General features: G+C 71.2%; 18 protein-coding genes. 13 read left to right on the top strand and 5 right to left on the bottom strand.

The window, feature by feature from the left end; translation table 11 throughout:
* Positions 1 to 3 precede the first annotated feature (3 nt).
* On the top strand, positions 4 to 816 hold the full coding sequence (locus tag NCG93_RS18055) for a CDP-alcohol phosphatidyltransferase family protein (protein ID WP_194413121.1): 813 nt from the start codon (positions 4 to 6) through the stop codon (positions 814 to 816).
* 4 nt (positions 817 to 820) lie between these two features.
* On the top strand, positions 821 to 1,249 hold the full coding sequence (locus NCG93_RS18050; RefSeq protein WP_194413120.1) for a hypothetical protein: 429 nt from the start codon (positions 821 to 823) through the stop codon (positions 1,247 to 1,249).
* A 73-nt stretch (positions 1,250 to 1,322) separates the two neighbouring features.
* Here the strand turns inward: NCG93_RS18050 and NCG93_RS18045 are convergent, their stop codons facing one another.
* From NCG93_RS18045 to NCG93_RS18030, 4 genes are all read right to left on the bottom strand, one after another.
* Positions 1,323 to 2,663, bottom strand: coding sequence for an MFS transporter (locus NCG93_RS18045; RefSeq protein ID WP_241741591.1), 1,341 nt, complete (start codon positions 2,661 to 2,663; stop codon positions 1,323 to 1,325).
* A gap of 196 nt (positions 2,664 to 2,859) precedes the next feature.
* A complete protein-coding gene (locus NCG93_RS18040; RefSeq protein ID WP_252787596.1) occupies positions 2,860 to 3,039 on the bottom strand; it encodes a hypothetical protein in 180 nt (59 codons plus the stop codon).
* Between the two features lie 129 nt (positions 3,040 to 3,168).
* Entirely contained in the window at positions 3,169 to 3,375 is a 207-nt protein-coding gene (locus NCG93_RS18035) for a hypothetical protein (RefSeq protein ID WP_194413117.1), read from the bottom strand.
* A 109-nt stretch (positions 3,376 to 3,484) separates the two neighbouring features.
* A complete protein-coding gene (locus NCG93_RS18030) occupies positions 3,485 to 4,006 on the bottom strand; it encodes an SRPBCC family protein (RefSeq protein WP_194413116.1) in 522 nt (173 codons plus the stop codon).
* A gap of 99 nt (positions 4,007 to 4,105) precedes the next feature.
* Between NCG93_RS18030 and NCG93_RS18025 the strand changes: the two genes are divergently transcribed.
* Positions 4,106 to 4,582 carry a winged helix-turn-helix transcriptional regulator gene (locus NCG93_RS18025; protein ID WP_194413115.1) on the top strand — a complete coding sequence of 159 codons (477 nt, stop codon included), beginning with the start codon at positions 4,106 to 4,108 and terminating at the stop codon, positions 4,580 to 4,582.
* 66 nt (positions 4,583 to 4,648) lie between these two features.
* On the opposite strand, the gene NCG93_RS18020 is transcribed toward NCG93_RS18025, so the two are convergent.
* Positions 4,649 to 5,191 carry an NADPH-dependent FMN reductase gene (locus NCG93_RS18020; RefSeq protein ID WP_194413114.1) on the bottom strand — a complete coding sequence of 181 codons (543 nt, stop codon included), beginning with the start codon at positions 5,189 to 5,191 and terminating at the stop codon, positions 4,649 to 4,651.
* A 131-nt stretch (positions 5,192 to 5,322) separates the two neighbouring features.
* Here NCG93_RS18020 and NCG93_RS18015 point away from each other — a divergent pair, with 131 nt between their 5' ends.
* The 10 genes from NCG93_RS18015 (at position 5,323) to NCG93_RS17970 (ending at position 18,533) form a co-directional block, all read left to right on the top strand.
* Positions 5,323 to 5,952, top strand: coding sequence for a flavin reductase family protein (locus NCG93_RS18015; protein ID WP_194413113.1), 630 nt, complete (start codon positions 5,323 to 5,325; stop codon positions 5,950 to 5,952).
* The gene (locus NCG93_RS18010) at positions 5,949 to 7,178 is read left to right on the top strand and encodes an LLM class flavin-dependent oxidoreductase (RefSeq protein WP_194413112.1); all 1,230 of its coding nucleotides are present in this window, start codon (positions 5,949 to 5,951) and stop codon (positions 7,176 to 7,178) included. The genes NCG93_RS18015 and NCG93_RS18010 overlap by 4 nt, the downstream gene beginning before the upstream one ends.
* Positions 7,175 to 8,563: an NtaA/DmoA family FMN-dependent monooxygenase gene (locus NCG93_RS18005; RefSeq protein WP_194413111.1), complete on the top strand. Its 1,389-nt coding sequence runs from the start codon at positions 7,175 to 7,177 to the stop codon at positions 8,561 to 8,563. The genes NCG93_RS18010 and NCG93_RS18005 overlap by 4 nt, the downstream gene beginning before the upstream one ends.
* Positions 8,560 to 10,446, top strand: coding sequence for an FAD/NAD(P)-binding protein (locus tag NCG93_RS18000; RefSeq protein WP_194413110.1), 1,887 nt, complete (start codon positions 8,560 to 8,562; stop codon positions 10,444 to 10,446). The genes NCG93_RS18005 and NCG93_RS18000 overlap by 4 nt, the downstream gene beginning before the upstream one ends.
* Positions 10,447 to 10,841: 395 nt before the next feature.
* Entirely contained in the window at positions 10,842 to 12,458 is a 1,617-nt protein-coding gene (locus NCG93_RS17995) for an ABC transporter substrate-binding protein (protein WP_194413109.1), read from the top strand.
* 37 nt (positions 12,459 to 12,495) lie between these two features.
* Entirely contained in the window at positions 12,496 to 13,452 is a 957-nt protein-coding gene (locus NCG93_RS17990; protein WP_194413108.1) for an ABC transporter permease, read from the top strand.
* Between the two features lie 11 nt (positions 13,453 to 13,463).
* Positions 13,464 to 14,441: an ABC transporter permease gene (locus tag NCG93_RS17985; RefSeq protein ID WP_194413107.1), complete on the top strand. Its 978-nt coding sequence runs from the start codon at positions 13,464 to 13,466 to the stop codon at positions 14,439 to 14,441.
* Complete coding sequence (locus NCG93_RS17980) at positions 14,438 to 16,108, top strand: dipeptide ABC transporter ATP-binding protein (protein ID WP_194413106.1); 1,671 nt, start codon at positions 14,438 to 14,440, stop codon at positions 16,106 to 16,108. The genes NCG93_RS17985 and NCG93_RS17980 overlap by 4 nt, the downstream gene beginning before the upstream one ends.
* Positions 16,105 to 17,508 (top strand): M20/M25/M40 family metallo-hydrolase, encoded by a 1,404-nt coding sequence (locus tag NCG93_RS17975; protein ID WP_194413105.1) that lies wholly within the window; start codon positions 16,105 to 16,107, stop codon positions 17,506 to 17,508. The genes NCG93_RS17980 and NCG93_RS17975 overlap by 4 nt, the downstream gene beginning before the upstream one ends.
* On the top strand, positions 17,505 to 18,533 hold the full coding sequence (locus tag NCG93_RS17970) for an LLM class flavin-dependent oxidoreductase (protein WP_194413104.1): 1,029 nt from the start codon (positions 17,505 to 17,507) through the stop codon (positions 18,531 to 18,533). Before NCG93_RS17975 ends, NCG93_RS17970 begins: the two co-directional genes overlap by 4 nt.
* The last annotated feature ends 33 nt before the right edge of the window (positions 18,534 to 18,566 follow it).

The following is an 18,566-nucleotide window of genomic DNA, read 5'->3' as shown; positions in this document are numbered from 1 at the left end:
CACATGGAAAAGGTTCAGTGGATTCCTTGGTGGTGGGTGGCGGCGGGCGCGGGCGGATTGGTCGCCATCGGCCTCGTGGTCCCGCTGTCGCCGACCGCGGTGACGCTCGGACTCGCCTACCTCGTGGTGTCGACCGTCCTCCTGACCGTCGGACTCCGTCGTCGGGGCGCTCAGCGGTTCGGACCCGCGAACACGGTCACCGCAACCCGCTCCATGCTCGTCGGCCTCGTCACCGCGCTGACGGTCGCGGCGCTCGAGGACGCGGCGGGGCCCGTGCGGCCGGAGGCTCCGCTCGACGCGCCGGCGAGTGCAGGCGCCGTGGGGGCCACGGTCCTGTTCGTCACGCTCGTCGCCTGCGCTCTCGCGCTCGACGGCGTGGACGGCTACGTCGCTCGCCGGACGGCGAGCGAGAGCGACCTCGGCGCGCGGTTCGACATGGAGGTCGATGCATTCCTGCTGCTGGTGCTGTGCGTCTACGACGCGCGCTACGTCGGCTGGTGGGTGCTCGCCATCGGGTTCATGAGGTACGCGTTCGTGGTCGCCGGCGCGCTGCTTCCGTGGATGCGCCACACGCTGCCGTCGCGGTACTGGCGCAAGGTCGTCACCGCCGTCTGCGGCGTCGCGCTCACGGTCGTCGCGGCCCAGGTGCTGCCCGCGCCCGCGAACGTGGCGGTCGCCCTCGCGGCGCTGCTGCTGATGCTCGAGTCGTTCGGTCGCGACGTCGCGTGGCTCGTCCGATTGAACCGCAGCGCTCGCGCGCTCGTTTCCCTGGAGAAGGCTTCGACGACGACCTCACCTCCACCGGAGAGCAGGTAGCAGCATGACCGATACCACCCGAACCGCCGGACGCGTGGTCTGGACGATGCGCATCCTGAGCGCGATCGCGCTCCTCGCAGCAGGCGCCATCCACCTGTTCCTCGTCTTCAACGGCACCGGCGGCATCCTGGGGGTGATGTTCGTCCTCAATGCCATCGCGGCGCTGGTCCTCGCGATCGGCATGCTGGCGCTCCACGGCCGTCTGCTGCAGCTGGCGACCGTGCTGAGCCTGCTGTTCCTCATCGCCACGCTGCTCGCCCTGATCCTGGCGCTGACCGTGGGGCTGTTCGGCATCACCTCGTCCTGGGACCTCATGCTCGTCCCCGAAGCCGTCATCGTGGAGTCCATCGGCATCGTGATCCTGGCGATCACGACGGTGCTGGTGCTCCGGAGGCCGCCGGCGATGCCGCAGACGAGACGCCAGGGCGTCTGACCTCTGCGGCTGGATCAGCCGACAGGGAACGCCCCGCCACGACGTGGCGGGGCGTTCGTCCGTGCAGAAGCGGTCAGGCGTCGGCGGCGACCTTCTCGGCGGCCAGCTTCTCCTCGTCGAGGCGGTCCAGTTCGTGCAGCGACGAGCCCTTCGTCTCGCGCAGCGACACGGCCGCGACGAGCGTGATCGCCGCCGCGATCGCCAGGTAGACGGCGACCGGCACGTACGATCCCGTGCTCGCGAGCAGCGCGGTCGCGATGATCGGCGCGAGCGAGCCGGCGACGATCGACGTCACCTGGTAGCCGAGCGAGACCCCCGAGTACCTCATGCGCGTCGGGAACATCTCCGACATGATCGCGGGCTGCGGTGCGTACATGAAGGCGTGGATGAACAGGCCGAGGCTGATCGCGGCGACGATGATCACCGGGTTGCGGGTGTCGAACATGGGGAAGGCCACGAAGCCCCACGCCGCCGCGCCGATCGTGCCGATGATGTACACCGGCTTGCGCCCGACCCGATCGGTCAGGCCGCCGATGAGCGGGATGACGATCATGTGGACGATGTGCGCGATCACGAGCAGCCCGAGGATCTCGGAGGTGTCGACCTCGAGTGCCACCGCCAGGTAGGTGATCGAGAACGTCACGACGAGGTAGTACATGATGTTCTCGGCGAAGCGCAGGCCCATCGCGGTCACCACGCCGCGCGGGTAGCGCCTGATCACCTCGAGCACGCCGAAGCGCACCGCCTTCGACTGCTCGACCTCTCGCTGCACCTCGAGGAAGATCGGCGCGTCGGTCACGCGGGTGCGGACGTAGTAGCCGATCGCGACGATGACGACGGAGAGCCAGAAGCCGATGCGCCATCCCCACGAGAGGAACTGCGCCTCGGTCAGCGTGCGGCTGAGGACGAGGAGCACGACCGTCGCCACGAGGTTGCCGATCGGGACCGCGGCCTGCGGCCACGACGCCCAGAAGCCTCGCGTCCTGTCGGGCGAGTGCTCGGCGACGAGGAGGATCGCACCGCCCCATTCGCCGCCGACCGCGAAGCCCTGCGCGAAGCGGAGCGCGACAAGGAGCGCCGGAGCCCAGTAGCCGATCATGTCGAACGTGGGCAGGCATCCCATCAGGAACGTCGCCACGCCCACGAGGATGATCGCGAGCTGCAGGAGCTTCTTGCGCCCGTACTTGTCGCCGAAGTGGCCGAAGACGATTCCGCCGAGCGGGCGGGCGATGAACCCGACGGCATACGTCACGAACGCGGCGATGATCGGCGCATAGGGGTCGTCCGACGGCGGGAACATGATCTTGTTGAAGACGAGCGTCGCCGCGGTGGCATAGAGGAAGAACTCGTACCACTCGACGACGGTGCCGGCCATCGATGCTGTGACGACCCGCCGCAGGCTCGATTGCTTCATCGGCGCGGGGGTTTCTTGGCTGGATGCCATGCGCTGGTACCTCCTTGTAGAGCGCGGAAGCGGCGTGGGGATGCCGCTCTGCGGGACGATACCTGACGCACGATTCAGGTTTCAAGGGCGCGAGGCCACTGTGGGATGAGAAGTTCTGAGGAACTTCTCATTTCCTGCGGCAGACGCCTGTTCGTCCCTGCCGGACTTACTCCCAGGACGCGACGAGCATCCAGTGCCCGTCCACCACTTCGACATCCATCACGCGCGTGCGGTGATCCACGTCACTGCGCGCCGTGAACCGCCAGCTCTGGAACAGCAGACCTCCATCCGATCGCGTCGGCGTGTCGATGATGCGCCAGCGTTCTCCTTCGACGACCAGGCGCACCGGTCGTTCATGCTCGCACCAGACTTGAACATCCTCTCGGGCAGCCATACGCATTTTGCACTCCTTCGTCGAATATATGTTCGATTCTAGGGTGCGCGAATGCATCGCACAACCGCAGACGTCGCCGAGTCAGGCGGATTCGGCGTCGACCTCGGCGTCGGCCGCGACAGCAGCGAGGTGGATCGCGGCGACGCCCTCGCGGAGGGCGCCGACGGGCGTCTGCACCGTCTCGTACTGGGAGGTGAACCCGTTCTCGTCGACCACCGTGATGGTCACCAGCACGTGCCCTCGTCGCGGCAGTCGCGACGAGGTACGGGCGAATCGCTTCGTCTTCATGTCCCCTCCGGATCTCACCGTAACGGGAGCCGCCGACACGAGCGCACTGCACGCGCGGGTGCCGGCGACTCCCGTCGCGGATACATCCGAAGAAGCGTACGGGTGGCCGTCAGACCGCCGTGCCGCCAGCGCCCGCGGCGGCCACTTGGCGATGCAGCGCATCGTGGTCCTCGGTCGTCAGCGCCTCGTCGCCGCCGAAGACATACGGCGCACCCGCCCCGGTGTCGATGAGCGCCTTGAGGCTCCCGTTGACGAACATGCCCCAGGCATTGGTGCAGATGTCGTAGCACTCCTCGTCGGCGGTCAGGCCGTCGTGCGTGAAGGTGACCTGAGTGCGCCCGTCCACCTCCGCGATGTCGAAGCGGACGGTGCTGCCGTTCCACTCCTGCTTGTCGGCGACGAAATCGAGGTAGCTGCCCGTCACCAGCCACTCGACGCGTCGGCCGGGTTCGAGCTCGGTCACGCGGAAGCCGCTGTAGTGCAACCCGGGAACGACGTAGACGAATTCGTCGCCGACGGCGGTCGTGGAGCCGGTGATGCGGCCCCACCAGCTCGAGACGTCGTTGATCGCGTCGAACGCCTCCTGCACCGAGGCGCCGACCGTGATGGTGGTCGTGAAGTCCGCTGTCATATCCGTGCTCCTCTGCTCGCGACCAGGAACGGTCGAACTTGCGTGATGCAAGCGACCCTAGCGACCATACTTGCATCACGCAAGTGGTAGATTCGAGCCATGCTGGGCAAGACGTACGACTCTCAGGTGTGCTCTATCGCACGCTCGCTCGAACTCGTCGGCGAGCGCTGGAGCCTGCTCATCATCCGCGACGCCCTCTTCGCGCGCGTCACGCGGTTCGGCGATTTCCAGCACAACCTCGGAATCGCGACGAACGTGCTCACCTCCCGCCTGGAGGCGTTCGTCGCGAGCGGCATCATGGATCGCCAAGGCACCGCCGAGTACGTCCTCACGCCGAAAGGCCACGCACTGGCCGTCGCACTCATCGCCCTCACCGAGTGGGGCGACGAATGGGCGTCGCCCATCGACCCGCCGATCCTGTACCGGCACTCGGTGTGCGACTCAGACGTGCATGCGGCGGCCCTGTGCGACAGCTGCGGCGCGGTGAGGGCCGATGAGGTCGGCATCCGTATCGGTCCCGGGATGCCGCCGGAATACCTCGCCGCACGACGCGGCGGTGACCGCGCGAGGGACTGATCCCTCACGTCGCGACAGCGATGCGCCGTGCTCCTCCCTGAGAGCTCACGGCGCGGATGCCGCGGCTCATCGCGCCGCGGAAGCGACGGCCTCCGAGCCCCGCGCTGTACTGAGCGCGCCCGCAAGAGCCTGCCACTCGGCGTCGAGCCATGCGGCGACGATCTCCGACCGCCGGTCGACGTCGGCGGCGGGGAACGCGATCCCCCGCGTCGGCGTCGAGGCGCCGAGCTCGACGAGGAGGGGCCGCAGCCCGTGCTCCACCGCGAGGGCGTGAGTGGGCGCCCCGATCGTGAGGAGGGGGATCGCCGTCACGCCCCGCAGGCCGCCGGTCGGGGAGCGGTCGAGGAATGCCTTGAGCAGCCCCGTGTAGGTGGCCTTGTAGGTGGGGCTCGCCACGATGAGGACGTCGGCGTCCGCGACGCGCGCCGACAGCGCGTCGACGGTGTCGTCGGGAAAGCGGAACAGCGTGTCGGCGACGCTCGCCAATTCGATGGTCTCGTCGACCTCGGCACCGGAGCGGCCCGCGATCTGCCGCGCGACCTCCTCCGCGACGAGACGCGTGCGGGACGAGAGCTGCGGGTTGCCCACGAGGACGACGATGTGCGACATGTCGACCATGCAACCGCACGGGGCGTGTCCGCGCGCCGCGGGTCACCGTGTGCGCCGTCATGTGAACGCGCGTTTCCTCGTGTTGCACGGCGGCCTGCTGCCGCTCCGGACACCGCGTCTACCGTCGTGCCATGACCGCTTCCCCCAGAGCCTCGGCAGCCGATCTGCATCCCTCGAGACGATCGATCGGCAGCGCGATCTCGCCCGCCGAGTTCCGATCGCTCTTCCGCGGTCACCCCAGCGGGGTCGCGGTGATCACGGCGACCGGGCCGGGCGGGCCGGTGGCCCTGACGGCCTCCTCGGTGTCGTCGGTGAGCGCCGATCCACCGCTTCTCGTGTTCTCGGTATCGGCGATCTCGTCGGCGACGCCCACGATCCTCGCGGCCGACTCCGTCGTGGTCCACCTCCTCGACGCCGACGACATCGACCTCGCCAGACTCGGCGCCACCAGTGGTGTCGACCGCTTCGCCGACGCCCAGTCGTGGGCTCCGCTGCCGACCGGCGAGCCCGTGTTCCGCGGCGTGCGGGCCTGGGTGCGCGGCGCCGTCGTCAGCCGGATGGATGCCGGGGGCTCGACGATTATCGCCGCCCATGCCGTGCAGGCGCACATCGCCCGCGACGCCGACTCGCCGGCGGGAGGCGACGCGCTGGTCTTCCACAACCGCACGTGGCACCGGCTCGGCGAGCACTCCCGTGTCGGCGAGACCTCGGCGCACCGCCCGCACGCCGCCGAATCGACCGTGAGGAGCGGACGACCGTGACAGAACAGGTGCACATCGCCCTCGCCCTGGAGCGTGCGGGCTGGCATCCTGCCGCCTGGCGCGAGCAGACCGCCCGGCCGCGCGAGCTGAGTTCGCCCGGATACTGGCGCGATCTGCTGCGCACGGCGGACCGCGCCGGCCTCGTCCTCGCCACGATCGAGGATGCCCTGTCGCTGTCCGATCGCTTCGAGCCCGTCGATGGTCTCCGTCGCGATCGTGTGCGCGGTCGCCTCGACGCCGTGCTGCTCGCGTCCTACCTCGCTCCCCTCACCGCCCGCATCGGCCTCGTGCCGACCGTGACCACCGCGCACCCCGAGCCGTTCCACGTCGCCACGGGCATCCAGACCCTGGACTTCGCGAGCCGCGGCCGCGCCGGCGTGCGCCTCGTGGCCGGGGCATCGGCTGCCGAGCGAGCGAACTTCGGCCGCCGCGCGTCGGGCGTCGACGCCTTCCCCGCCTCGGGCCGGGTCGAGGACTCCCCCGAGATCGCCGCGGCGTTCCGCGAGGCCGGCGAGTTCGCCGACGTGCTGGCGCGGCTGTGGGACTCGTGGCAGGACGACGCCGTGATCCGGGATGCCGCGTCCGGCCGCTACATCGACGCCGACCGCATCCACAGCATCGACTTCGAGGGCGAGTTCTTCTCGATCACCGGCGCCTCCATCGTGCCGCGGTCGCCGCAGGGCCGCCCGCTCATCACGGTGCTCGCGCACCAGACGGTGCCATACCGCCTGGCCGCGGAGCACGCCGACCTCGTCTTCACGACGCCGCACGGGGCGGAGGATGTCGCCGCCATCCGCACCGAGCTCGATGGCGCTGCGGCGGTGCTGCGCAGCGAGGGCCGCGAACGCCTGCGCGTGTTCGCCGACCTGCTGGTTCTCGTGGATGACACGGCGGATGCCGCCCGCCGGGCCGCGCGGCGGCTCGACGACCTCGCGGGAGCCGAACTCGCCTCGGACGCGCGCATCGTCGTCGGCACCGCGGCCGACGTGGTCGACGAGATCGTCTCGCTGGCCGAAGCCGGCGTCGACGGCATCCGGCTCCGCCCTGCGCGCCAGCCCGCCGACGTCGCTGCGATCGCCGACCAGGTCGTGCCGCTCGCACGCGCGGCCGGTGTGCTGCGCGATGCCCCCGACGACAACGCGGACGGCAGCGAGACCGCGTTGCGGTCGCGACTCCAGCTGTCGCGCCCCGAGAGCCGCTACGTGCGAGAGAAGGTCGTCCTGTGAGCCGTCCCCGTCAGATTCACCTCGCGGCGCACTTCCCCGGGGTCAACAGCACCACGGTCTGGACCGACCCCTCCGCCGGCAGCCAGATCGACTTCGCCTCGTTCGAGCACTTCGCCCGCACCGCCGAGCGCGGGCTCTTCGACTACGTCTTCCTCGCCGAGGGGCTCCGGCTGCGCGAGCACAAGGGGCGCATCCACGAGCTCGACGTGCTGGGCCGCCCGAACACGCTGTCGATCCTCGCGGCCCTCGCCGCGATCACCGAGCACGTCGGGTTGGTCGGCACGCTGAACACGACATTCAACGAGCCCTACGAGCTGGCCCGGCAGCTCGCGACCCTCGACCACCTGTCGGAGGGCCGCGCCGGCTGGAACGCCGTGACGAGCTCCGACGCCTTCCACGGTGCGAACTTCCGCCGCGGCGGGTACCTCGACCACGCCGACCGCTACGAGCGGGCGCGCGAGTTCGCGGCGCTCGCGAAGGAGCTGTGGGACTCGTGGCCGGAGGGCGGCGTGCGAGCGGATGCCGCGACCGGCGACTTCCTCGACGACGGCGTGCCCGCGCGGGTGCGCCACAGCGGCCCGCAGTTCGACGTCGACGCGCTGTTCGACGTGCCGCGTTCGCCGCAGGGACGCCCGGTGATCGTGCAGGCCGGCGACTCGGCGGACGGCCGCACCTTCGGCGCCGAGCATGCCGAGGTGATCTTCTCGCTGCACACCGGATTCGACGATGCCCGCGCGTTCTACGACGACGTCAAGGGACGTCTCGCGGGGTACGGCCGCGAGGAGGACTCGCTCAAGATCCTGCCCGCCGCGACATTCGCGATCGGCGACACCGACGACGACGCCCGGGATCGGGCACGACACATCGCGCGGCAGCAGGTACGGCCCGAGGTCGCCCTCACCTACGTCGAGCAGGTGTGGGGACGCGACCTCTCGGGCTACGACCCCGAGGGGCCGCTCCCCGACGTCGAGCCCGACACCGGCTCGGAGACCGCGCGGGGCTGGGCGAACCGGCACGCCGCGGTGAGAGCTCGCATCGCCAAGCTTCGCGAGCTGTCGGAGACCGAGGGACTCAGCATCCGCGAGACGGTCATCCGCCTCACGGCCACGCCCACGTTCGTCGGCACACCCTCCCGGATCGCCGCCGAGATCGATCGGTACGTGCAGGAGCGGGCCACGGACGGCTTCACGGTCGTCGGCCACCTGACGCCGCACGGTCTCGACGAGTTCGCCGAACGCGTGGTACCGCTGCTGCAGGAGCGCGGCTCGTACCGCCGGTCGTACGAGGACGGCGCGACGCTCCGAGACCTGCTGGGCCTGCCCGCGCCGACGGCGCCCCGGGGGGCGGCTGTGCCCCTCACGAGCCCGGCGCTCGCGGCGCGATGACCGACCGCGCGCGCCTGCTGCTCGTCGGGGCCGGCCCGCGGGCGATCATGCTCCTCGAGCGCCTGCTGGCGCGCACCGACGAGCACACGCTGCTCGACATCGACCTGGTCGATCCCCACCCGCCCGGCGCCGGCCGCATCTGGCGGCGCGCGCAGTCGCCGCTTCTCAAGCTCAACTCGATGACCCGCGACGTCACCGTGTTCACCGACGAAAGCTGCACCATCGACGGCCCGGTGCGTCCCGGCCCATCGCTCAGCGAGTGGGTCGAGTTGTGGCGCGCCGGTGGGCTGCCGGACGTCGAGCTCGACGAGCTGTCGGCGGCCGAGGCGCGGGCACTGGCTCCGGACGGGTTTCCGACCCGGCGCCTGCACAGCCACTACCTCGACTGGTTCTTCCGCACCACCGTGGCGGGTGCTCCGGCCGGCGTGACCGTCCGGCAGCACGCGGACACCGTGGCCGCCGTACGGCCGGCCGCCGTCGGGGAACGCCACCTCGTCGTGCTGGCGAGCGGCACCGAGATCGTGACGGATGCCGTCGCCTACTGCCTCGGTCACACCGAACGCGAACTCGATCCCGGGTCGGCGGCGCTGGCCGCGGCATCCGCTCGTTCGGGGCTCGTCTACGTGCCGCCGGCGTTCACCGCCGACGCCGACCTCTCGGTGATCCCGGAGTCATCCGACGTCATCGTGCGCGGCATGGGCCTGGCGGCCGTCGACCTCGTGGTCCTGCTGACCCAGGGACGCGGCGGACGGTTCGACCGAGCAGGCGACGGCACGCTGCGCTACCTCCCCTCGGGCCGCGAGCCGCGGCTGCACCTCGGCTCGCGCCGGGGCGTGCCCTACCGTTCCAAGGTGACCTCGACCCTGCAGGGCGAGCCGCCGCAGCGCGAGGTGCTCACGCCCGACGCGATCGCCGCGCTGCTGAGATCGGGGCGGCCGATCGACTTCGAGCGCGACGCCTGGCCGCTCGTCGCGGCGGAGCTGCTCCACGGGCACTACCGGGAGTTGTTCACGGGTCACCCCGATCGGGTCTCGAGCACCTGGGCGCAGTTCCGTCCCGTGCTGCGGGCGCACCCGTGGGACGCGCCGGCACTCCTCGAGGCGATCGCCGCGGTGGTTCCCGACCCGCTGGACAGGTTCGACGTCGCGGCGTTCGACCGCCCGCTCGCCGACGCGCGCTTCCGGGATGCGGGAGACGTCCAGCGTCAGGTGAGAGCCCACATCGCGGACGATCTGCGGCTGCGCACCACCCAGGAGCACAGCCCGGCCCAGGGCGTCTTCATCGCCGCGCTCCTGTCGTTCATGGCGCTGTCGGAGATCCCGAAGGAGCGCTGGAACGCACGGTCGCGTGCGCACAGCCTGCCCGTGCGGTTCCACACGTTCTTCAGCTACCTGGCGAGCGGTCCCCCGCCTCAGCGACTCGAGGAGCTGCTCGCCCTCTCGGACGCCGGAGTGGTGCGCTTCCTCGGCCCCGACATCGCCGTGGCTGCCGGACCGGGCGGGTTCACGGCATCCGGTCCCCGCGTGCCGGGCGAGACGGTCGCCGGGGTTCTCGTCGACGCGTGGCTGCCCGCGGCCGACGCGGCCCGCAGTACGAACGGCGCGCTGCGGGAGCTCATCACGCTGCACGGCAGCGAACTGCGGGTGACGGATGCCGAGTACGACGGCGCCCTCGGACGCGTGCGCGTGGACGACGACGGGCGCGTGCTGCGCGGCGACGACTCGGCGCACGACGCGCTGTTCGCCATCGGGCCCTTCACGTCGCAGACCGAGACCGGCGCGTTCACCCGCCCCGCCGCGGACTCGCTGTCGCTGCGCCAGACCGACCGGGTCGCGGGCGCAATCGCCGCCCGGCTCGGGGTCTCCGTCCCCGTCACCCCGTAACCACCCCTGCCCGGAACCGCGACCCCGACCACGACCCCGACCGCGACCGCGACCGCGGCAGTTTCCTGCGAGCGCTGTGTCGCGCTGTGCAGCGCTCGCAGGAAACTGCAGCGCTCGCAGCAACTGGAGCGCTCGCAGGAAGGTCCGGCGCTCGCGGGAAACTGCAGCACCCGCGCGAAGGTGCCGCGCACGCCGGCACGCGCACTCGCTGCATGCCCCGGGGCCCGCCGCCCGCACTGGGCGTATGACGCCACGTGACGGTGTGTGAACATGCGCGACCGCGATTTCCGTCGTGTGACGGGGCCGATCGAGCCTCGTCGGGCCTGTCGGAGACGCTGAAGTCACGAGCCCGGCAGCCCGCCGCGACTCGCCCGTCACAGCTTCTGGAGACCCCCATGTCGTTCACCCGACCCCGTACCGCCGCCCTCGCGGCGATCGGCGTCGTCGCACTCGCGCTCACCGCGTGCGCGACCGGCGCCGGCGACCCCGCCCCGACCGGATCCGCCGACGCGGAGCCCGAGACCGGCGGCAACCTGACTTTCGCTATCTCGGTCGACAGCCAGTGCATCGACCCGCAGCAGGTGGGCAACAACGACGCGATCGCCATCGCGCGGCAGACCGTCGCCTCGCTCACGATCCAGGATCCCGAGACCGGCGACATCCTGCCGTGGCTCGCCGAGGACTACGAGGTGAACGACGACGCGACGAGCTTCACGTTCACCCTCCAGGACGGGCCCACCTACGCCGACGGGGAGCCGATCGACGCGGCATCCGTCAAGACGAACTTCGAGGCGATCGTCGCCCTCGGGGCGAAGGCGACGCTCGGCTCGTCGTACCTCGCCGGTCTCGAGAGCATCGACGTGGTCGACGAGCACACCGTGACGATCAACTTCTCCGAGCCCAGCGCGCAGTTCCTGCAGGCGACCTCGACGTTCTCGCTCGGGCTGCTGTCGCCCGCGACGGCCGCGGTCAGCCAGGCCGACCGGTGCCTCGGCGACTTCGTGGGCTCGGGTCCGTTCTCGGTGCAGAGCTACACGCCCAACGAGGGCGCCGTGCTCGAGCGCCGCGACGGCTACGAGTGGGGCCCGTCGACCGCCGGGCACACCGGCGAGGCGTACCTCGACACCATCACGTTCAAGGTGATCCCCGAGTCGGGCAACCGCACCGGCAGCCTGCAGTCCGGCCAGATCGACGCCACCGCCGGCATCGCGACCGCCGACGCCGTGCTCTTCGAGGGCGACGACTTCTGGAGCCTGAACCGCGCGAATCCCGGCGTCGTCTACAACCTGTACGCCAACCAGTCGACCGAGAAGCTCGCCGACGAGAGCGTGCGCCTCGCGATCCAGAAGGGCATCGACCGCGAGCAGATCACGTCGACCCTGCTCGGTCCGGACGACCTGCCCGCCGTGTCGCCGCTCGCGTCGTCGACGCCCTACTTCACCGACCTCGGCGACGTGCTCGAATACGACCCCGAGGGGGCCGCCGACCTGCTGGAGGAGGCCGGCTGGACCGAGGGCGAGGACGGCATCCGCGAGAAGGACGGCGAGAAGCTCAGCTTCCACGTGACGTACTGGCAGTCGCCGAAGGAGGTGCTCGAGCTCGTGCAGCAGCAGCTGCGTCAGATCGGCGTCGACCTGCAGCTCACCTTCGCGAGCATCGCCGACGTGCAGGCCGCGAACGCCGACGGCACGTACGACTTCTCGTACGGCAACCTGACGCGCGCCGATCCCGATGTGCTGCGCACGGTGTTCTCCGTCACCAGCCCCAACAACAACACCAAGCGCACCGAGCCGGCCGAGATCGACGAGCTGCTCGACGAGCAGGCGGCGATCACCGACCCTGCCGAGCGCCAGAAGGTCGTGGACGAAGCCGCGAGCCTGCTGATCACCGGCGGCTACAGCATCCCGATCTACCAGCTGTCGACGACCATCACAGCCGCCTCGAAGGTGCAGGGGCTGACGTTCGAGGCGTCCAGCCGCCTGGACTTCTACGACGCCTGGATCGCCGAGTAGAGCCCGCGCGGGCGTCGAGAGGATGAGGAGCGAGACCATGTGGGGCAGTTACATCGCCCGGAGGATCGGGCAGGGCCTGGTGGTGCTGTGGGCCGCCTACACGATCTCGTTCCTCATCCTCTATCTGCTGCCCGGTGACGCCGCCACGCTGTTCGCCGGTGGCGGCGACGTCGAGGCCATCGACCCCGAGCTCGTGGCGAAGCTTCGCAGCGAGCTCGGGCTCGACCGCCCGCTGTGGGAGCAGTACCTCGTGGCACTCGGCAAGGCGCTCACCGGCGACTTCGGGGTGTCGACGCAGACCGGGCGTCCGGCATCCGATCTGCTCCTCGAGTCCTTGCCGCCGACGCTGGCCCTCACGGCGTTCGCGTTCGTGCTGTCGGTCGTCTTCGGCGTCGCCCTGGCTCTGACTGCCTCACTCGCCCGGGCCCAGTGGCTGCGCAACATCCTCTCGTCACTGCCACCGCTCGGCGTGTCAGTCCCCGTGTTCTGGATCGGGCTCCTCCTGCTGCAGGCCTTCTCGTTCCGGCTGCGGCTGTTCCCGTCGATGGGCAACGACGGCTTCGAGAGCCTCGTACTGCCGGCGATCACGATCGCGATCCCCTCCGGGGCGTTCATCGCGCAGTTGCTGTCGAGGAGCCTGCGGTCGACCCTCGCCCAGCCGTACGTCGAGATCGTGCGCGCCAAGGGCGCCAGCGAGCGTCGCGTGCAGCTGGGTCACGCCTTCCGCAACGCCGCGATCCCCGCGCTCACGATGGTGGGCGTGCTCATCGGCGGACTGCTCTCGGGCGCCGTCGTCACCGAGACGGTGTTCTCGCGCCTGGGCCTCGGCCGTCTCGTCGTGACCGCCGTCAACAACCGCGACGTGCCCGTCGTGCAGGCCGTGGTCGTCTTCGCGGCCCTCGTCTTCGTCGTCGCCAACCTCGTCGTCGACCTCGTCTACCCCCTCATCGACCGTCGCATCACGCTCGCCCGCACGGCGTTCGTCGCGGCCTGACAGGAGCAGCCATGACCGTCGAGAACGTGCTCTCCGCCCCCGCGCGCACCATCGAGCCGCACGACCCTTTCATCGAGGAGTTCGTCGACCCGGACGCCGATCCCGCGGGCGGCCCTGCGGCCGCTTCGCTGGAGCAAGAGCGACAGGATGCCGCGACCCGGCGCTCTGCGGTGAAGCCCATCGTCGCCGTGCTGAAGCAGCCGACGCTGGTGGCATCGATCCTCGTGCTGGCGCTCGTGACGCTGTGGGCCCTGGTGCCCTCGTGGTTCACGGCATGGGATCCGATCGTCGGCGTGCCGCAGGACCGCCTGCTCCCGCCGAGCACCGAGCACATCTTCGGCACCGACAACCTCGGCCGCGACCTCTACGCCCGCGTGGTCTACGGCGCGGCGACCTCACTCGCCGCGACCACGGTCGCCGTGGTGGTGGGACTCGCCGTCGGCTCGCTGTTCGGCCTCCTGGCCGGATTCCTCCGCGGGTTCGTCGACGACGCGATCATGCGCTTCATGGACGTGCTGCTGGCGATCCCCAGCCTGCTGCTCTCGCTCGCCCTGATCACGGCGCTCGGCTTCGGGACGCTCAACGTCGCGGTCGCCGTCGGACTCGCCAGCGTGGCATCCTTCTCCCGCGTCATGCGTGCCGAGGTGCTGCAGATCGCGACCGCCGTCTACGTCGAGGCCGCGCGCGTCTCGGGCGTGCGCTGGTACACCGTGCTGCGCCGGCACGTGCTGCCGAACGCCTCAGGCCCCGTCGTCGCCCTCGCCGCGCTCGAGTTCGGCGTCATGGTGCTCGCGATCTCGTCGCTGTCGTTCCTCGGCTTCGGCGCCCCGCCGCCGACGCCGGAGTGGGGCTCGCTCGTGGCGGGCGGCCGGGACTACCTCGCCGTGGCGTGGTGGCTGACCACGCTGCCCGGACTCGTCATCGTCGCGGTCGTGCTGTCGGCGAACCGCATCTCGCGGGCCCTCGAGCGCAACGGAGGAGTCCGATGACCGCGCTGCTGGAGGTGACCGGCCTGTCGGTGTCGTACGCACTCGGTGGCGTGCCCCGCCCGGCGATCCGCGATGTGAGCTTCACCGTCGACCGCGGCGAGGTCGTCGCGATCGTCGGCGAGTCGGGCTCGGGCAAGAGCACGACCGCCCATGCGGTGATCCACCTGCTGGCCGGGAACGCCTCCGTCGATGCCGGCACCATCCGCTTCGACGGTGCCGACCTCACCGCGCTGTCGCCGCGGGCGTGGCGCGAGGTACGCGGACGCCGCATCGGGCTCATTCCACAGGATCCGACGACGAGCCTCAATCCGGTCAAGCGCGTGGGTCGCCAGGTCGGCGAGCCGCTCGTCGTCCACGGCCTCGCGAGCCGCCGCTCCGCCGACGCGCAGGCGATCGAGCTGCTGCGCCTCGCCGGGATCGGTGAGCCGGAGGCCCGCGCACGCCAGTTCCCGCACCAGTTCTCGGGCGGCATGAAGCAGCGCGCGCTCATCGCGACGGCGCTGGCGGCGGAGCCGCAGCTCGTGATCGCCGACGAGCCGACGAGCGCCCTCGACGTGACGGTGCAGAAGCAGATCCTCGACCACATCGACACGCTCGCGTCGACGCTCGGCACCGCGGTGCTGCTCATCACGCACGACCTCGGCGTCGCGGCCGATCGCGCCGATCGCATCATCGTGATGCAGCACGGCGAGATCGTGGAGACCGGCCCGGCGCGGGCGGTGCTGGAGGATCCGCAGCATCCCTACACGCGCGCGCTCATCGCGGCGGCACCGGGACTGCGCGGGACGGCGGCCTCGCGCCCGTCGGAGCCGGGCCCCGGGCGCGCCGCCGAACGTGCGTCGCGGCTCGCGGCGGATGCCGAGCGCCCGGCTCTCCTCGAGGTGACGGGCCTGCGCAAGGAGTTCCCGCTCCCCGGGCGCGAGAAGCTCGTCGCCGTCGATGACGTGTCGTTCCGCATCGACCGCGGCGAGACGCTCGCGATCGTCGGCGAGTCGGGCTCGGGCAAGAGCACGACGGCGCGACTCGCGCTGCGGCTCGAGAAGCCGACGGCCGGCGGCATCCGATTCGACGGCACCGATATCGTCGCCGCGAGCCGGGAAGAGCTGCGCACGCTGCGGCGCCGGTTCCAGCTCGTCTACCAGAGCCCCTTCGCGTCGCTCGATCCGCGGTTCACGATCGCCGACGTCATCGACGAGCCGCTCCGGGCCTACGGCGTCGACAGGGCGGAGCGCGGGCGACGCGTGCGCGAGCTCATCGATCAGGTCGCACTGCCGGCGAGCACGGCGACACGGCGGCCCGCCGAGCTCTCGGGCGGCCAGCGCCAGCGCGTCGCGATCGCTCGCGCCCTCGCGCTGCACCCCGACCTGGTGGTGCTCGACGAAGCCGTGTCGGCGCTCGACGTGTCGGTGCAGGCGCAGATCCTCGACCTGCTCGCGGCGGTGCAGCGCGATGTCGGGGTCTCGTACCTCTTCATCAGCCACGACCTCGCCGTCGTGCGCGAGATCTCCGACCGCGTGGCCGTGATGCAGCACGGGCGCATCGTCGAACAGGGCGCGACCTCGCGCGTGCTCGGCACCCCGCGCGAGGAGTACACGCGCCGCCTCATCGAGGCGATCCCCGGATCGACGCTGTCGGCGTCGGTGCTCGCGGGCGAGGTGGTCGCATGAGTGCGCCGAGCCTCGCTGCCCGGGGCTCCCTCGCGCAGCAGACAACCGAGCTGCTGCAGGAGCTGATCCGCAATGCCGCGGTCAACGACGGCACGCCCGACTCGGGGCACGAGTACCTGCAGGTGCGCACGCTGCAGCGGTTCTTCGCAGGGTCCGGGCTGGAGGGCGTCACTGTCGAGCCGCACCCCGGGCGCGCGTCGCTGATCGTGCGGATCGAGGGCACCGACCCCACCGCGCCGTCGCTCGCCCTCGTCGGCCACACCGACGTCGTGCCTGTGGAACCTGCCGGGTGGTCGCGCGATCCGTTCGCCGGCGACATCGTCGACGGCGTGCTGTGGGGTCGCGGCGCGATCGACATGCTCAACCTCACCGCGGCGTACGCGGTCGTCACCCGTGCCATCGCCACCGGGTCGGCGGGCCGATTCCGTCCCCGCGGCGATCTGATCTTCGCCGCCGTCGCCGACGAGGAGAACGGCAGCCGCTTCGGCGTCGGCTGGCTCACCGAGAACCGCCTCGACCTCATCGACGCGGACTACGTGCTCACCGAGTCGGGCGGCGCGCCGGCCGGCTCCCGGCCCTCGATCGGCGTCATGGTCGGCGAGAAAGGCGGCGCCGGCCGCCTGCTGCGCGTCACCGGCGCACCCGGGCACGGCTCGGCGCCATGGGGCTCACGCAATGCCGCGGTGATCGCCGCGGAGGCCGTGACGCGGCTCGCGAGGCACCGGGGACCGACCGTCATCACACCGCAGTGGCGCGCGTACGCGCAGGCCCTCGACCTCGACGCCGACACGCGGGCGGCCCTCACCGACCCTGACCGCTTCTACGACGGCCTGCCGCACCTCGGCGGGCTCGACGGGTTCGCGCACGCGTCGACGCACACCACCATCTCGCCGACCATCGTCCGTGCGGGCGAGAAGGCGAACGTCATTCCGGGCGCCGCGACCGTGCAGCTCGACATCCGCATCCTCCCCGGCGTGACGCGCGAAGACGTCGAGGGCCTGATCCGCGAGGCGCTCGGCGACCTGATGGAGCAGATCGAGATCGAGGGCGACTGGTTCGGCGAGTCGACGGCCTCCCCGATCGACACGCCGCTCTTCGACGCGCTCGGCAGCGCGGTGCGCCGGGCGTACCCGAGCGCCGAGCTTCTGCCGATGCTCGGGGTCGGCGGCACCGACGGCCGCTTCTACCGGCGCCGCGGCATCCCGGCGTACGGGTTCGGCGTGCTCAGCGAGCGCTGGGACTACGGCACCTTCCGCCGCCTGTTCCATGGCAATGACGAGCGCATCGACCTCGACTCCATCGCCCTCACCGTGAACGCCCTCGACCACGCGGTGCGCGCGTTCCACGCCGACACCGGCGCGGCCGCCAGAGTCGGCGCCCGGGCGGAGGCCGCCGTATGAGCGTCGGCACGATCCCCGCGGCGGGGATCATCCTCGCCGGCACCTTCCCGGAGCACGACGCGGGCGCGGGCCTCGAGACCACGCTGCGCCTGTTCGAGCTCGCCGAGGATCTCGGCTACGACGTGGCCGGCATCCGTCAACGTCATCTCGAACGCGGCGTCTCGTCGGCACTGACCTTCCTCGCCGCCGCGAGCCAGCGCACACGCACCATCCGCCTCGAGACCGACGTCGTGCCGCTGGGCTACGAGACGCCGTTCCGGCTCGCCGAGGACTTCGCCACCGTCGACGCGCTCGCGCGCGGGCGGGTGAACGTCGGAGTGAGCACGTCGGCGCCGCACGGCGACCTGCTCGCTTCACTGGGGCGCACCGACGATGCGGCCACGGCCGACCCGTACGCCCTCATCGAGCGCTTCCTGCTGTCGCTCGAGGGTCACGCGCTGTCGGACGAGGAGTTGTCCACGCCGTACGGACCCCAGATCCCGCGCGTGCAGCCTCACGTCAGCGGGCTCCGCGACCGGGTGTGGCTGGGCGGCGGATCACTCCGATCGGTGCGCTGGGCGGCCGAACACGGTCTGAAGCTGCTGCTCGGCAACGTCGGCGACGGCGACGCCGCCGACACGTTCGAGGCGGCGCAGCGCGCCCACGTCGACGCCTACCACTCCGCGTTCCGCGGCGACGCGCCGGCGATCGGTGTCGAGCGGGTGATCCTGCCGACCGACTCGGCGACCGCCGCGCAGCGCGAGCACTACGCCGCCTACGTCGCCGCGCGCGACGAGCGCACCGCGCAGCCGGTGACCCTCGGCGGGCGCACGGTCGTCTTCCAGCGCGATCTGCACGGCACCGCCGAGCAGATCGCCGAGCGCCTCGCCTCCGACCCGACGTTCGACGGACGCACCGAGCTGCGCGTCGCCTTCCCCTACGGGTTCGACGAGGACGAATACGGCCAGATCCTGACCGACATCCGTGCCGCCGTCCTGCCGCTCGTCGGCTGGCAGCCCGCCGTCGCGGTCGCCCACGCCGCCTGACAGACCCCGACCCCGTCCGCACCGAGGAGATCC

The organism is Microbacterium yannicii, assembly GCF_024055635.1.
GTDB lineage: Bacteria > Actinomycetota > Actinomycetes > Actinomycetales > Microbacteriaceae > Microbacterium > Microbacterium yannicii.
The sequence above is the reverse complement of the archived record's forward strand: the minus strand, read 5'-3'. Positions and strand labels throughout refer to the sequence as shown.

Bases quoted from the DNA above. Each gene is read 5' to 3' on its own strand.
- NCG93_RS18055 (WP_194413121.1), top strand. From the start codon at position 4: ATGGAAAAGGTTCAGTGGATTCCTTGGTGGTGGGTGGCGGCGGGCGCG.
- NCG93_RS18050 (WP_194413120.1), top strand. From the start codon at position 821: ATGACCGATACCACCCGAACCGCCGGACGCGTGGTCTGGACGATGCGC.
- NCG93_RS18045 (WP_241741591.1), bottom strand. From the start codon at position 2,663: ATGAAGCAATCGAGCCTGCGGCGGGTCGTCACAGCATCGATGGCCGGC.
- NCG93_RS18035 (WP_194413117.1), bottom strand. From the start codon at position 3,375: ATGAAGACGAAGCGATTCGCCCGTACCTCGTCGCGACTGCCGCGACGA.
- NCG93_RS18030 (WP_194413116.1), bottom strand. From the start codon at position 4,006: ATGACAGCGGACTTCACGACCACCATCACGGTCGGCGCCTCGGTGCAG.
- NCG93_RS18025 (WP_194413115.1), top strand. From the start codon at position 4,106: ATGCTGGGCAAGACGTACGACTCTCAGGTGTGCTCTATCGCACGCTCG.
- NCG93_RS18020 (WP_194413114.1), bottom strand. From the start codon at position 5,191: ATGTCGCACATCGTCGTCCTCGTGGGCAACCCGCAGCTCTCGTCCCGC.
- NCG93_RS18015 (WP_194413113.1), top strand. From the start codon at position 5,323: ATGACCGCTTCCCCCAGAGCCTCGGCAGCCGATCTGCATCCCTCGAGA.
- NCG93_RS18000 (WP_194413110.1), top strand. From the start codon at position 8,560: ATGACCGACCGCGCGCGCCTGCTGCTCGTCGGGGCCGGCCCGCGGGCG.
- NCG93_RS17995 (WP_194413109.1), top strand. From the start codon at position 10,842: ATGTCGTTCACCCGACCCCGTACCGCCGCCCTCGCGGCGATCGGCGTC.
- NCG93_RS17990 (WP_194413108.1), top strand. From the start codon at position 12,496: ATGTGGGGCAGTTACATCGCCCGGAGGATCGGGCAGGGCCTGGTGGTG.
- NCG93_RS17985 (WP_194413107.1), top strand. From the start codon at position 13,464: ATGACCGTCGAGAACGTGCTCTCCGCCCCCGCGCGCACCATCGAGCCG.
- NCG93_RS17980 (WP_194413106.1), top strand. From the start codon at position 14,438: ATGACCGCGCTGCTGGAGGTGACCGGCCTGTCGGTGTCGTACGCACTC.
- NCG93_RS17975 (WP_194413105.1), top strand. From the start codon at position 16,105: ATGAGTGCGCCGAGCCTCGCTGCCCGGGGCTCCCTCGCGCAGCAGACA.
- NCG93_RS17970 (WP_194413104.1), top strand. From the start codon at position 17,505: ATGAGCGTCGGCACGATCCCCGCGGCGGGGATCATCCTCGCCGGCACC.